This window comes from Roseicitreum antarcticum, from assembly GCF_014681765.1.
Taxonomy (GTDB): Bacteria; Pseudomonadota; Alphaproteobacteria; order Rhodobacterales; family Rhodobacteraceae; genus Roseicitreum; species Roseicitreum antarcticum.
In genome coordinates this window covers 1-15,145 of record NZ_CP061502.1, presented here as the reverse complement: position 1 = coordinate 15,145, position 15,145 = coordinate 1, and the positions used below count along the sequence as shown (strand labels likewise).

10 protein-coding genes are annotated in these 15,145 nt (G+C 61.8%); all 10 read left to right on the top strand.

Features of this window, described 5'->3' with window-relative positions; genetic code table 11:
• Positions 1 to 2: 2 nt before the first annotated feature.
• The gene (locus H9529_RS18500; RefSeq protein ID WP_092892186.1) at positions 3 to 683 is read left to right on the top strand and encodes a hypothetical protein; all 681 of its coding nucleotides are present in this window, start codon (positions 3 to 5) and stop codon (positions 681 to 683) included.
• Positions 684 to 694: 11 nt separating this feature from the next.
• Positions 695 to 2,260: a hypothetical protein gene (locus H9529_RS18495; RefSeq protein WP_092892188.1), complete on the top strand. Its 1,566-nt coding sequence runs from the start codon at positions 695 to 697 to the stop codon at positions 2,258 to 2,260.
• Positions 2,261 to 2,264: 4 nt separating this feature from the next.
• Positions 2,265 to 4,682 (top strand): autotransporter outer membrane beta-barrel domain-containing protein, encoded by a 2,418-nt coding sequence (locus tag H9529_RS18490; RefSeq protein ID WP_092892190.1) that lies wholly within the window; start codon positions 2,265 to 2,267, stop codon positions 4,680 to 4,682.
• Complete coding sequence (locus tag H9529_RS18485; protein ID WP_092892192.1) at positions 4,679 to 5,059, top strand: hypothetical protein; 381 nt, start codon at positions 4,679 to 4,681, stop codon at positions 5,057 to 5,059. Before H9529_RS18490 ends, H9529_RS18485 begins: the two co-directional genes overlap by 4 nt.
• The gene (locus H9529_RS18480; RefSeq protein WP_092892194.1) at positions 5,056 to 5,250 is read left to right on the top strand and encodes a hypothetical protein; all 195 of its coding nucleotides are present in this window, start codon (positions 5,056 to 5,058) and stop codon (positions 5,248 to 5,250) included. The genes H9529_RS18485 and H9529_RS18480 overlap by 4 nt, the downstream gene beginning before the upstream one ends.
• A 2-nt stretch (positions 5,251 to 5,252) precedes the next feature.
• On the top strand, positions 5,253 to 5,702 hold the full coding sequence (locus H9529_RS18475) for a GNAT family N-acetyltransferase (protein WP_092892196.1): 450 nt from the start codon (positions 5,253 to 5,255) through the stop codon (positions 5,700 to 5,702).
• The gene (locus H9529_RS18470; protein WP_092892198.1) at positions 5,695 to 6,639 is read left to right on the top strand and encodes a tail fiber domain-containing protein; all 945 of its coding nucleotides are present in this window, start codon (positions 5,695 to 5,697) and stop codon (positions 6,637 to 6,639) included. The genes H9529_RS18475 and H9529_RS18470 overlap by 8 nt, the downstream gene beginning before the upstream one ends.
• A gap of 1 nt (position 6,640) precedes the next feature.
• The gene (locus tag H9529_RS21400; RefSeq protein WP_218132180.1) at positions 6,641 to 7,405 is read left to right on the top strand and encodes a glycoside hydrolase family 73 protein; all 765 of its coding nucleotides are present in this window, start codon (positions 6,641 to 6,643) and stop codon (positions 7,403 to 7,405) included.
• The gene (locus H9529_RS18460; protein ID WP_092892200.1) at positions 7,402 to 9,396 is read left to right on the top strand and encodes a hypothetical protein; all 1,995 of its coding nucleotides are present in this window, start codon (positions 7,402 to 7,404) and stop codon (positions 9,394 to 9,396) included. Before H9529_RS21400 ends, H9529_RS18460 begins: the two co-directional genes overlap by 4 nt.
• 77 nt (positions 9,397 to 9,473) lie before the next feature.
• On the top strand, positions 9,474 to 15,145 hold a 5,672-nt coding region (locus tag H9529_RS18455), incomplete at its 3' end, for an Eco57I restriction-modification methylase domain-containing protein (protein WP_190305751.1).

The window sequence follows — 15,145 nt, the reverse complement described above, 5'->3', positions numbered from 1 at the left end:
CTATGGTTGCCCCCATCCGTATCGCGCAGTTTCTGCCCTATGTCATGCCGCACGCACCAGGTGCGCCTGACATCGTGGCCGAGAAGTACATTCGGATGGCGGCAATCGAGTTTTGCGAACGCACCCGATGCTGGCGCCACCTGATCAGCGTCGATCTGACCGACCAGACCACGGAGGCGATGATTGCGCCATATTACGCCGCGATCCATGAAATCGAATATGCGTCGTTCACGTCAGAGTTTTCCCAAAAGCGCGCGTTGACCCCGACGCAGTTTTCCGACGTGTCCAAGGAGTACCGCCCGTCGCTTGAGACCGGGCAGCCTGAATACGTCACCCAGACCAACCCCAACCACGTCACGGTCCTGCCTCTCGCTGCGGGCACGCTGGAACTGTCGGTATTTCTCAAGCCCCGCATGGGCCAGCAGTTCGGGCCGGGCGAGTTGGGCGACCCCATTCAGGACGATTTCAATGTCGTTCCCGACTTCCTGCTGACCCAATGGGGCGAGGCGGTCGCATGTGGAGCCTTGTCAAAGCTGTTGATGGTGCCCCAGCAGCGGTGGACCGACCCAAAGATGGGCGGATTCTACCTCACGAAGTTTGAACGCGCCTGCGACAAGCACTTCTCGCAGAGCATCAGGGGCCAGCAGCGCAAGGCCAAACGCACCCGCTTTTCGTTCATGTAGGATCTCGACCAATGCTCAAAGCCGAGAATTTCAAGGGCGAAATCCCACGCATAACCCCGCGCCTTTTGCCGCAGGGCTTCGCTGAGGTCGCACTGAACGCAAAGCTCAAGGATGGCAACATAGCCGCGCTGAATGCGACCGTGACAGCCAACACCTTCGCCAGCACTGCGCAATCCTTCACCTTTCACAATGCCGTCTGGCGGTCCTGGAATACCGTTGTGAACGCTGTACCCGGCCCGGTCGCGCAAGATCGGCTCTATGTGACAGGCGATCTGCAACCGCGTGTCATCGTCGGCGGCGAGACCCGCAACCTCGCGCTGCCCGGCCCGGCCGACGCGCCCACGGCAACGTTGGTCGGCACGCTTGACCCCGAGGTGTTCGAGACGATTGCTTTCGTGGTGACATTCGTCACGGACCAGCAAGAAGAAAGCCCGCCCTCCCCCATCAGCGATACCCTCGACTGGACACCGGGGCTTGGCGTCACCGTCAGCAACTTCTCGCCGCCGCCTGCGGGGCGCGGTGTCACCCATCGCAGGATCTATCGCAGCCAGACGTCAGCCATGGGCATCACCGATCTGTATTTCGTCGCGGAGCAGCCCATTGCAGGCAACAGCTTCACCTACAACGACACGAGCCACCCCTTGGGAGAGGTGCTTCCCAGCAATGATTATGATGCGCCCCCCAGTGACATGGCGGGTATCATCGCCATGCCCAACGGTATGATGGCTGCATTCTCAGGCAAGGAGGTGCTGTTCTGTGAGCCGTTCATCCCACATGCGTGGCCGGTGCGGTATCGCCTGAAGGTGGACTACGAGGTTGTTGGTCTTTCCGCCTTTGGCTCGACCCTGGCAATCCTGACCACCGGCCAGCCATACCTTGCCCAAGGAACCGCGCCGGAAAACATGGTGATGGAGCGGGTTGAAATGAATTACCCCTGCGTGTCCGCGCGCGGCATCGTTGATCTGGGGTACTCCGCCGTCTATCCATCGACCGAAGGCCTTATCATGCTGTCCACCAGCGGCGCGCAGGTCGTATCGCGCAAGATCTGGACCCGTGACCAGTGGGCAGCGCTAAACCCGGCAACCTTCATCGCTGGGCAGTATGATGGTGCCTATGTCGTCTCCCATGAGCCGGTGTCGGGCACACGCAAGATCGTCGTTATTGACATGTCTGGTGATCAGCCATTCATCACCCGTGCCGATATTCAGGCCGCCGCGATGCATTACGACATATCGCGCGGCGACCTATACATCCTCGACGGCGTTTCAGGCGGAACCGAAGTCAGAAAGTGGGACGCAGGCGCACCGATGCAATACCGCTGGCGCAGCGGGCTGATGCGGCAAGGCGGCGCAGTCGGATATGGTGCAGCCGAGACCCAAACCATGTTTGAGGCCGGGCGCACGGTGACAACCCGTGTCTTTGCCGATGCCGCTCAGATCCGTGAAACATCAGATGCCGATACGCCATTCCGGTTGCCATCTGGGCTGGCCGAACGGTGGCAGTTCGAGTGCGAAGGCACCGCTACCGTTACTGCATACCGGATGGCGGGTGACATCAGCGCACTGTCGGGAGGGTAATGCTGTGCCAAACCTGACCGAAAGACGGCTGTTCGAGGCTCTTGGCATCCTGATCGGTGATCGAGGCAACGATGGTCGGCGCGCGCTGCGTGTCGATGAGTTCGACAGATTGTTTGGGCCCGCCAACGCGCAGACCATGCGTGAGATACAGCGTGTCAGCGAGACTGTGACCGAAACCGGCGTCACAGTGGAAGGCGTGCTGGTGGACATCGCCAACCTGAACACCACCGCCGACAACATCATTGCCGAGGTCAATGCCTTCACGACTTCGATCCAGACCGATTTCGACGCATTGCTTGTGGATGTCGATGGCGCGAACGCCGCTGCCCTACAGGCCCAGGCCGCGCGAGACGCGGCAATCGCGGAAGCAGCGAACGCTTTGGCCAGCGCCAACAGTGCAGGGAATTCACAAACGCAGTCGGCGGCTTCTGCCACTGCCGCAGGCCTGTCGGAAGCCAGCGCAGCCAACGCCGCCGCGACTGCCGCCACATCGCAAACCAACGCCGAGAATGCTGCAACGGCCTCAGCCGCGTCTGCTGCAACGGCTGACACGCGCGCAACCGATGCCGATCAGTCGGCGACAGCGGCCCAAGCATCGCGGACCGCAGCGGAAACCGCGCGTTCAGGGGCCGAGAGCGCGGAAACCAACGCAGCGACCAGCGCGACCAATGCGGAAGCTTCTTCGGCGCAGGCGTCATCCAGCGCAACGAATGCGGCAACCAGCGCGAACAGCGCCGGGGATAGCGCAACGGCGTCGGCCAGCTCTGCCAGCGCAGCCCAGACAAGCGCGTCTGATGCGTCCCAATCGGCAACTGCTGCATCCGATTCCGAGATTGCGGCCCAGACCGAGGCCAGCGCTGCCGGGGTGGCCCGAAGCCAAGCAGTCACCGCCAGTGAGAATGCAGATGCAGCTGCTGCACTGGCTGGCGAACGGCTTACCGTCACGTCGCAGATCACATCGCGCGGTATATCGGTTCTAAGGGACCAGTTCCTTGCTGAGTTCAATGCCGCCAACTGGACGCGGGACAATGCCCAAGGTGAACTGACCTTGGTGGACAACACGCTCTATTCAATCGGTCAGGATTGGCGGTTTGTCACCGATCTGGGGGAAGTCGATGGCTTGCAAACCAGATCAGACCGGGCGAACTGGCGCGGGCCGCGAAATGCCGAGCGCTATGTGGTCGACGTGGATTTCACGCTCGAAAGCGGCAGTATCGCCGGGGCGTGTGTTTACCTCGACTGGGTAAATTCCGCCAGCACGGTAAGCCGTGTGGAAGTGCCACTGAGCATGTCTTCAAGCGGCCCGGTGGTCACTGGTCAGCCCATGACGGCCACGATGCTGATCGAGCGACCCAGCGATTTTGCCGGGGTGTTCGATTACAACCGGCTGATCGTCTACGCGAACCGCAACACGCTGGTTTCGGGCAACGCTGAAAAAACGATTCGCTTCCATCGCATCAGCATCAGGCCCGCAAACGACGCAGAGGCCCGCGTGATTGATATTGCCGCGTCAGTCACGCAAGAGGCTTTGACGCGCGCGAACGATGATGCCGCACTGGCTACGCAGATCAGCACTGTGCAAAGCGATCTTGGCGATGTCTCTGCCGAAGTGTCGACGCAAGCCACGGCAATCAGCACGATCGAGGGCAACGCTGCGGCGACCTTGGCCTTCCGCGCCGAAGCGGGTTCGGCAGGTGCAACGCTGGAGCTGATCGCGGCCAGCGATCCGACGGGCACCACGTCCATGGCCCGCATTGACGCTGCGAACATCATCCTGAACGGTAGCGTGACTGCGGCGCAGCTCTCGACCGGCCTGCTGATCACCGACACGGCGCAGATCGGCGATGCAGTCATCACTGGCGCAAACATTGGCGAGGCCGAAATCACCACCGCCAATATCGCGGACGCCACGATCACCAGCGCTAAGATAGCGGGAGGGATCGAGTCGGACAATTACACCCCCGGCCCGGACGGCAGCGGCTGGGCGATCTATCGCAGCGGTTTCGCGCAATTCGGCACGCTGTCCTTGCGCGAGGGCGCCGTGACCACAATCGGTTCAGTGCAGCGCGCAAGCTACGACACCACCAGTGTGTGGGTCGACATCCTGAGTGTTGATATACCCGCGTTCTCAGGGGCCACCCTGACCGCGATCGTGTCGGGGTTGATGACCCAAACCTCGCGGCAAAACAGCGAGGGCGATGTCTTCTACGCCTATGGCTCTTATCGCGTCGTGATCAATGGAACGGTGCGTTTCACGCGGAGCGCAGAAAGCGGCCCGGGCACGGGGGTTTTTGCCGTTCCGTCCCTGACCTCGGGCGACAACACCATAACCGTTCAGGGCAGCTATACCGGCGACAACTCAACTCTGTTCAAGCCGGAAATTCTTGAACTGAGTATTGTGGGGATTTTGAGCAAGCGATGACAAACTATGTGCATTTTGATGCCGATGGCAGAATTGGCGGATCGACCACCGGGGGCGCGCCCGAAGGGACAACGGTGCATGGCTTCCCCTTCTTCCTTCAGGGCAGCTGGTCGGGCGAGACCCACTATATCGCGGACGGCAGCGCTGTGCCGAGGCCGCAGATCACGCCGCCTGAACCCACGCTCTTTGCCTCCAGCGAAGATTACACGATTTCCGGCGTGCCGAATGGTGCCGTGATCGCCCTCGATGGTGCTGCTGTCGGCACCGCAGACGGGATGGACATCATCATGAGCTTCCCGGAGCCGGGGCAGTATCAAATCGAAATCGACCCGCCGTTTCCATGGCTGTCGGCAAAATGGCTGGTGGAGTCGACATGAGGATAGTTGCTGATCCATCCGCCAAGCGCGCTGCGAAGACCGAACAAGCCCGTGCCGCCCGGCGTGCTGCCTTTCAGACCGAAGCAGACCCGCTGATCGGCAAGGTGCTGCGCGGGGAGGTGTCGAAAGATGAATACGCCGCGCGCGTTGAAGAAATCCGGGCGCGGTTCCCATATCCAGAGGAAGAATGAACATGCGTGTGACAATGCAAAATCAAGCCGACCTTATCGCATGGGCAGAGCCGCGCATGGGTGTCGAGAAGGATATGATGCCCTCAGAGACAGTCGCACTGGGCGTTATGAACGACGCGGGCGGTATTGAGGCAGTGATCTGCTTCAACGCCTTCTACAGCACCTATGCCAGCCTTCATGTCGCGTCGAACGGGGGGCGGCGCTGGTTGTCACGAAAGGTTCTGGCGCTGGTCTTTGGCTATGCCTTCACGCACCTCAATTTGACGCGTCTCAACTTTTTGGTGCCGCACCACAACATCCCGGTGCAGGTCTTGGCACTAAAGGTTGGGCTTCGCATCGAAGGTGTAGCAAGATGTGGTGCAAATGACGGATCAGATGGTGTATTGTTCGGGATGCTGGCCAGCGAATGCCCCTGGCTGCCTAAACGCGTAAAGGAAAGTAAAAATGGGTAAATCAGCACCAGGCCCTGATCCGCGTATGGGTGAAGCCGCCTTGATGTCGGCCCAAACCGGAGAGCGATACCTCGCACACATGCAGGGGCTGTCCAGCATCACACAAGGGTGGGCCGAGGAAGACCGTGAGCGGTATCAGACGACGTTCCAGCCGCTCGAAGATCAGATGATCGAAGACGCGCAGAACTACGACTCTCCCGAGCGCCGCGCCGCCGCCGCCAGTGAGGCCGTGGCCGATGTCCGTCAGCAGTCTGCAATGGCAGGTCAGCAGCGCAACCGGCAAATGGGTGCAATGGGCGTCAACCCGGCTTCTGGCCGCTTCGCTGGGGAGACCCGCCGCGCGGGCACCGCGGAATCTCTGTCTGCCGCTGGCGCGGGCAACATGGCGCGCAGGCAGGTTGAGGCAGGTGGCGAGGCGCGAATGGCAAGCGTCGTCAACATGGGACGCGGTATGGCCGTGAACCCCGCCACGTCGATGGGCATGGCGGGCAATATGAGCGCGCAGGGCCACACCGGGGCGATGCAAGGCCATGGGCAGATGGCCAACATCTTCGGCCAGCAGCATAGCGCCCAGATGGCGCAGTTTAATGCCAATAACTCCACAATGGGGGGTATCGGCGGTGCGCTTGGGTCTATCGTTGGTGCCCTGCCATTTACCTCAGACGAAAATGCCAAAAAGAACAAATCCAAGGCCATCGGCGTCCTCGACGCGGTGAAAAATATGCGTGTCGAGCAATGGGACTACAAGGCAGGCGAAGGCGACGGCGGCCGCCACGTCGGCCCATATGCGCAAGAGTTTCAGCGCGAGACGGGGCTGGGCGATGGCAAGTCGATCAGTGTCATCGACGCTATCGGCGTGAACATGGGCGCCACCAAGGAGTTGGCCGCGCAGGTTGAGCGTCTTGAAAAGGCAATCAGCATCAAAGAGGCCGCGTGACATGAGCTTTGCAGCAGGGTTCTTGAATGGCGCGGCTGACAGCATGAACGCGCGCAAAGATCGCGAAGTGCGCCAGCGTGAGCTATCGGCAATGGAAGCGATTGGACAGCAGCGCCCGGCGCAGCGCGGTGTGGGCATGCCTGCGGACGTGATGGAGGGTGTCGGGCCAGCGCAAGAAGCGCAGGCCGCGCCGCGCCGCGCCGCTCGGGTGAGCAGGCCCCGCCAATCTCAGCAGGAGTTTATCGACACGCTCATGCCGCACGCATTGAGGGTCAGCGAACGGACCGGCATCGACCCGCGTTTGGTGATTGCGCAGGCAGCGCAGGAAACCGGCTGGGGAAGATCCGCGCCGGGCAACAACTATTTCGGCATCAAGTCCCACGGGCGCGAAGGTGGCGCGACACACGGGACACATGAGTACGTCAACGGGCAGCGCGTCAACATCTCTGACAGCTTTCGGCAATACGATGATCCAGGGCAGAGCGCAGATGACTACGCCCATTTCCTGCAAAGCAACCCGCGCTACCGCAACATGTTGGCGGCGGGCGATCTGGATGGGCAACTGGCCGCCCTTGGCCGGTCAGGGTATGCCACGGACCCCAACTATTCCGCCAGCGTGGGGCGCATCGCGCGCGGTATAACAGTGCCGCAGCGCGAGAACGCCTCGACGCCTTCCGCAGCGCCGGACCGCGCGCAAAACACCGATACCGAACCAACGGCGTGGCGTTGGGCCAATCGCTACATGCAGAACAGAGGTGGCCGATGAGCTTTTTCGCAGGATTCGTGAACGGTGTCTTTCAGGGAAAAGACTGGCGTGAGGCGCGCAACGACCGCGAACGCGCACGCAAAATTCAGGACGAGCAGCTTGAGTGGGACCGCGAAGACCGGGAGTGGACCGGCGAGGCACGGGGCCGTCAAAGAGAGGTCTGGTCGCAGGCCGATGAAGACCGCGCGCGCCAACAACGCGAACAGGCTAGGCTCGATGCCGAAAGCGCAGCAGAGCGTGAAGCATTTGGCCAAACCGCAGATCAAATGGCTGGTCGCAACCCGCGCGATGAAGGTATCTCGATTGCAGGGGTGGCATCATCGAATGAGGAACAGCCCAGAGTGCAGGCTCAACCGGCCCGGCGCGGTGCAATTCCGCCAACCGAGGACCGCGCGCTTGGCGTGATGGGCTTCAGTGAGCAACCCGGGCCGGGCGGCGCGATCATGCAGGATCGTTTGGCCGGTCAGGTTGCGCAGCGCGAAACCGCCCGCAATACCCCGCCCTCTGTGCCTGATCAGGTAAACAGCAGCCCTGAGCCGGTGCCCGCCCGAACGATTGCTGCAGTTACACCCGGCGCGGCTGTTGCGCCTGACGTGCAGCGCGGCGCTGACATCACTGGTATTGCACCATACGTCCCCGGCCAAGACAGAGCCGCCGCGCCCGCTGCGCCTGCGCCCAGCCAGTCAAGGCCCGTTCCGCAAAATGGCAATGCCATGCAAGACGCCCGGCAAGGGCGCGGTCAGGGATATTCGGATTACACCGAGGCGACCCGTGGCGTCAGGTCAGACGCGCCGCGCCGTGTGGATGCGCCGCCAGCAGCGCCCGCATCAGAAGAAGCACAGGCACGCGCGCAAAGAATCGCTGGGGTAGTCCCGCGCGCAGCGGGTGCTGTCACGAATGTCGCAAAGGGCGCGATGGCTGATTTTGCCGCATTCGGGGGCGACATGCGAGCCGCAGGACGCGAAGGGCTTGGCGTCATCAACGCACTTACCGGCAATGAGGCCGGGGCAGCCGCTTCCTTCGACACCGCGCGGGATCTGCGCAGCATGGGCGATCAACGGCAACAGGATCGGGCAGCCCAGCAAACCCCGCGCCCTCAAACTCCAGCAGCGCCCGGGCAAGCGATGGCTGTCCAAACCCAGCCCACCGGCCCCGGGCCGCGCCGTGCTGCACCCAATGTCAGCGCGGCACAGCCTGCCGTCGTGTCGGGGGCCAGTGAGGGATTGCCACGCACCGAGGAAGGCACCCCTATGGGGTCGGTGCAAGCTGCAACCACCGTAGCGCAAAGGGCAGGTATGAGTGTCGCCAGTGCTGCGCGCGGTGACGCCAGCCCGGCGCAGTCGCGGCAGGTTGCAGACCGGGCTGCGGATGCGACTGTGCGCGAATACCGCAGCACCCAGATGCCACCGATTGTCGAGCATTACATCCGCACCGGCCAGATTGAGAAGGCGCGCGCCTTTGAGGCATGGACGCAGGAACGCAGCGTTCAGCAGGGCATGCGTTCCTGGGCGCGCGCGATGCATGCCTTCAGCTTGAACGATATGGAGGGCATGCTCGATGGGCTGGTCGGGGCATACGAGGCCCAAGATTACTACGACGACGGGCTTTCTGTGGTGCGTGAAGGCACTCAGATGAAGACCGACCCGCAAAGCGGCGAAGTGATCGGTGCAACGATCATGTTCCGGGACAACCAAACTGGACGGACGTTCCGGCAGGAGGTAAATGGCTTGCGCGATATGGTGGCGATCGGGGTTGGCGCGCTGGCCCCCGAAGCCGCGTTTGACCGGATGTGGTCAGCAACATTTGGGGCCGATGAAGACAACCGGCCCGAGCGGTTGACCGCACAAAACCGCATCGCAATTCGCAAGCAGGCTGCCGAAGAAGCGGGTATCGGGGCAACACCCGAACAGATCACCGCCGCAGAGCAACGCATCCTTGGCTCCTTGGGTCAGGGATCAGGTGGCGGGCAAGTTCCATTGCTGGCAGACTGACCACAAGATATGGTATAGCCTGACTGAAATTTGCAGCATATTGTGCTGCAATCGCACATGACAGAGGGATTGCGCTTGTGGCCAACATCTTCGACCGGGACTATTCCGCCGCCAACAAGACGCACTTCCAGCAGGTCGAAGACATCGCCAAACGCAGCAGCGTCCCGGTCAATGTCCTCCTTGCCATGGGAGAAACGGCGAATGTGAGTGACCCAGATGACTTGGTGAGCTTCGCGCAGAATGCAGCGGGCGAGCTGGGGCCGCAGTTGCAGGCGGGTGGTGATATTCGCGCGATCATCCGAGAGGCAGCCGGTGAAAAGTCGGATGCCTTTTTTGAGCGCGCGCGCCAGATCGGTGATGAACTCTACCCCGAACGCATGCAGGCAGAGCGCGCGCAGCGCCAGCAGGCCGCCGCAGGCGAGGGCCGCAGATCAGTGGGCGAGGATCTTGCCCTTGGTGCGCGCCAGTATCCAGAAGCATTGATTTCTGGGGCGGGGCGTCAGCTTCAAATTCTTGGCTTTGACGAAACGGGCCAGGCGATGGTCGATTTCGCTGACCGCACACTGGGGCAGGATGAGGCTGAGGCCGCGCGCAGTGCCGCGATCAGCGAAAGCAACACAATCTGGCAGAACATCGTTGATGCTACCGTGCAATCCTCGCCGGGCATCGCAGGCGATATTGGTATGAGCGTTGCCGGTGCGGCAGCAGGCGCCAAGATCGGCGCGATTGCAGGGCCGAAGGGCGCTGTCGTAGGTGGCGCGCTTGGTGCCGTGGCTGGTGCCGCTGCCAGCATCTTTCCGCAAATGCTCGATTCCGCGTGGAGTACCGCTGAGGAAAACGAGCATGACGTGAATGATCCCGAGGTTCAAACCCGGATCATGGGGACTGCAATCGCCACAAGCCTTGCGCAGACCTTGTTCCCGGCTGGCGTTGGTCGGGCGCTGCAACGTCCGATCAACGAGGCCGCAGAGGGCGTGGTGCGAAATGTCATCGCGCGCGGCGCCCAAGGTGCAGCAAGAGGCTCACTGCTTGAGGGCACCGCCGAGGCAAGCGCGCTGGTCATTGAGCAGGTGATGTTTGACAAGGACATTCAGGCCGCGATTTCGCGTGATGAACTGCGCGCAATCGGCCCGCTTCTGGTTGAGAAACACGGCGAGGCCGCAATCATCGCCTTTGGTGCCGGCGCTTTGCTGGGCGGGCCTATCGGCGGCGCAGTGGGGGCGAACGAACAGGCCGGTGTGAACCGCGCGGTGCGTAGCGCCGAGGGCGAAATCCCCGAGGTTCTGGCCCCGATCTACGACAGAGCCGAGCAGTTGGAAGCGCGCGATCTGCCTGGCCTTGCTGAGCGTGACCGTTCCGCCTTCATGCGCGGTGTCATGAACGAGCTGAACGGCACAGAAGCCAGCCTGACCGACGCCGAGGGTGGCTATGACGATCAGGGGCGCACCGCTGCCCAGCAGCGGGCCTATGACAAGGGCGTGGAATACGCCCGGCGCGAGGCTGGCACAGTTGCTGAGGGCATCAGGACCAAGGCTGAGACCCAAGCACAGCCCGACACCTCTACGGGTACGCCAGCAGCGCCAGGTGCAGCGGCAGAGGACGCGCTTGCCGCGCCCCCCGTGCGCCCAGGTTCGTTGCGCGATTCCATGATGCAAGGTGCTACACGCTCAGCGCCGCAAGCGAACACCGCAGTAGGGATGGTCTCCCCCAATGCGGTCAGGGACGGTGGGGGCACAGCCTCGGAGGTCAGCGGTATTCCTGCGCCTCAACAACAAGCCCCCGCCGACCCGACGAATAACGGCGCAGCCCCTATGGTCTGGGTGCAGATCGAAGGTGAACGCCAGCCCATGGCCGCAGAGGTGTTGATTGCCAACGATGACGGCTATGAACTGATGGACCCGACCACGGGTCAGGTCTACCAAATTCCGCGCGCAGACGTTGAGGCCGGTATGGTGCAGATCACGCCGCGCGATGAAGGCGGTTCCGGGCAGGATCAGTCGCCGCAGCTGGTGGAAGATGCAGGAAGCCCCCTGCCATCTGAATACGACCAGATGGTGTTTGAGCTTGGCCGAACCAGTGAAATGCCCGACATGAGCATTGATCTTGCAGGCCGCGCCCTCAGCGATGTCGCATCAATTGCCAACGAGTTTGGCGAGGGCGAGGATCTGCGCAAAATCCGCGTCCGACTTGAAGAAATCTACGCCGCCAAGAAAAAAGAGCAGCTTGATGCCATCACCAGCGAAAGCCAAGTGTCCGCGCCGCAGGCTGGCCCCGCAGGCGATACCGGGGCAGACCCTTTGGGCGAGTTGGGCGCAGGGATGCAGGGCGCAGGGATGCAGGGCGCACCTGATGCCGCGTCCACCCCGGACCTGATTACGCGCGCAAATGGTGAACCCTACAAAAGCGAGACTGCCCTTACCGCCAAGATCAAGCGTGATGGCCTCAATGCAGATGAATACCGCATCGAGCCGCGCAACGAGGGCTTTGTCGCGGTGCGCCAGGCAGAGAAGGATCAGGATGATGCGGTTTTGGATGGGATACCGGCAGGCGATCAAGGAATTGCGCCGGGACGGCCTGATAACGAAGAAGGAAGCGAAGGCGTTGCGCCGCTTGCTGGACAACAGCCCGACAGTGGAGGTCAACCACCCGATGGCGCAGATGGTGGGCGCGGTATTCCTGATGCAGTTGGAACCGGCGAACCAGTACGTGCACTGAGTGAGCAGCAAAATGAAACGCAAGAAACTGCCGAGCGCCTTGCGCCTGACGGCCAGCCTTCTATCGGCGCCACCCCGGAGATTGACGCCGGGTTCTCTGAAAACCGCGCAGCTTTGGGCAAATTCAAGAAGGGTATGCGGGTTCAGTATGTGGACGATGCGTTCACGCCGCCGCGCACGGTCACTGGCACCGTCAGTTCGCTTGATCGCCGCTCCGGTCAGGGGCAGGTGGTTGTCCGAGGCGACAGCGGGTCGGAATTCACCATCGGCGCGCGTATACTCACTCCTGCTGATGATGCTTCGGTGACGCCTACACCTGCAGATCGGGTTGAGGATCAGGCGCCGGGCCCGGCATCAACGCCGGTGGTCGAGAATATCCGTGAGCGCGCCGCCATTGTGCGAGGCGTGTCGGAAGACCAGCCGCCGCAGGTCGATGGTGTCAGCCTGAAATGGGACACCAAGGAACAAGGCTTCATCTTCTCACGCAAGCATGTGGACAAGGTGCAGGCTGCAATCGACGCAACCTCCCGAGAGGCTAACCCTAACCTACCCACCCCCCAGCCGGAACCTACCCCCCCAACCATTTCCAAAACGGGAAGTGTTGCGCCGGATGCTGGACCTACCGCCGAGCAGTTCGACCAGATCGCCGCCGAGACCAACCCAAACCCCACCCCGGCGCAGGCCGAGGCCGAAAACTACAAGACCGCCAAGACCGACTGGCGCGGCATGAAGCTGTCGATCGAGAACCGCAAAGGCACGGTCCGCAGCAAGAAGACACCTGACGGCAAGACCGAATGGTCCGTCACCATGCCTGCCCACTATGGCCGTATTTTGCGCACCGAGGGCGCGGATGGGGATCACGTCGATTTCTACATGGGGGACGATACCAACAGCGACCGGGTGTTTGTGGTGGATCAGAAGGATGCCGAGACCGGCGCATTCGATGAACACAAGGTGATGCTGGGCTTTGGGAACCAGCAGAAAGCGCGCGAAGCCTATCTGGCAGGTTTCAGCGACGGCAAGGGTTCTGATCGCTGGGGCGGGGTCACGGCGATGAGCGTGGCCGATCTGGGCGCCGCGCTGAACGATAAGTCACGCTGGCAAAAGCCGATGAAGATGGTGGTGCCCGAGGTCTCGACCAACCGCGAAATGACTACCGAAGACGGCTATCGCGTGGTCTGGGATGATAAAGGCACCACCTTCTTCCATCCGCGCGGACCGGGTATCCGTGCGACCATGGAACGCCTGACGGATGCGCAGGTTACCGAATACTTGGACAGTGTGCGCAAGCCCGAAACTGACATGCGGATCGTGGCGAAGTTTAAGGACACCCCAACGACCGAACCGAAGCAGTCACCACCTTCCGCTCGCAAAAAATCGAAGGAAAAACAAGACGAAACCGCCGCAGTATCATCTGATATGCAGCCCGAGGCCACAACCACCCCGGCAAAGGCCCTCAAGGGCCTAAACGAGGCCGAAAACGCCGAGCTTGCCGCGCTGGAGGCGCAGTTCCTCGACAAGATCAAGACACAGATGAGTTCGGGGCTTGATCCCGAATTGGTGTCAGTCGCGCTGAAAATCGGCACTCTCTATGTCCGGGCGGGCCGTCGCCGGTTCCGAGATCTGATCACCACGATGATGGAGCGCATGGGGCTGCCGCTGGAGCGCGCACAGCCCTACGCCCGCAACGCCTACAACCAGATCAGGGATGATATGGACCTTGCCGGTGATGATGTCGCCGACATGGATACATCTGCGGATGTCATGGCCGAGGTGCGTAAAATGCGGGCCGAAGAAGCCCGTCGCAACGCTGATGCAAGCGCATTGGCAGAAACCTCAGCATCTGATAATGTTGACCAGGCTCAAAAAAGCGAGGCTGAAGGTGATCAATCAGGTAACAGACGCACTGATCGAGCAAGCACCCGACAGGGCGCGGGAGATCCAGCGCCGCGGGAGGGGCAAGCTGACGGAACACGTCGCGGAAGTGACGAGCCGGGCGGCCAAGAACGTGGGGTACGACCCGACGGACAACAGCGACCCAGCGCTGAACGTGATGCTGCGAGAGATGGCGCAGCAGGACGCTCTGGACGAGCTGATGAACAACTAGGGCCACGCGACCACATCATTGAGCCGGGCGGGCTGACGCTTGCCCGTGGTGAAAAGACCCGGGCGCGCGAGAGCATTGCAGCCCTGCGCACCTTGCGCGCAATACAGTCAGAAGGCCGCACGGCCACGGCAGAAGAACGGGCATCGCTTGCCAAGTACGGTGGCGCAGGCACCCTCGCAGGGACGCTTCCCCGTTCGGATGGGTCCGTTAAGTTCCCCGACCTGGCATCCGAGATTGACGGGCTTCTGAACGCCGAGGAGAAGGCGACCCTTTCCCGTACCAGCCAGTATGCCTTCTACACTGCCGAAAGCGCGCTGCGCGGCATGTGGGGGCTTGCCCGACAGCTTGGGTTCAACGGTGGTCGCGTCTATGAACCGGGCATGGGTGTCGGCGGTTTCGCCGGGACCATTCCGGCTGACGTGCGCGAACAGACCAGCTATCAGGGGCTGGAGCTTGATCTTGTCACTGCCCAGATTGCCAAGGCGCTGTATCCCCGACAGAACATCCGCCAAGGCGACTTCATCAAGACCCCGCTGGCGCAAAACCATTATGATCTTGTCATCGGCAACCCGCCGTTCTCGGGCACGAAAATTCAGGCCGACCCCGCATACCCGCAAGGGTTCATGATCCACGACTATTTCTTTGCCAAATCGCTGGATTCCGTGCGGCCCGGCGGCCTTTTGATGTTCATCACATCGGCAGGCACGATGAACAAGGGTGACACTTCGGCGCGGGACTACCTCGCTGACCGTGCGGACCTGGTCGGCGCGATCCGCTTGCCCAACACCGCATTCAAGGAAAACGGCACCGAGGTTACAACCGACATCATCGTCTTGCGTAAACGCGCGGATGGCGAGAAAGAAGCCGATGCCACATGGCGCGAGTCGGTCAAGACAGATCTGCCAGACGGCGACGGCGGTACAGGTCA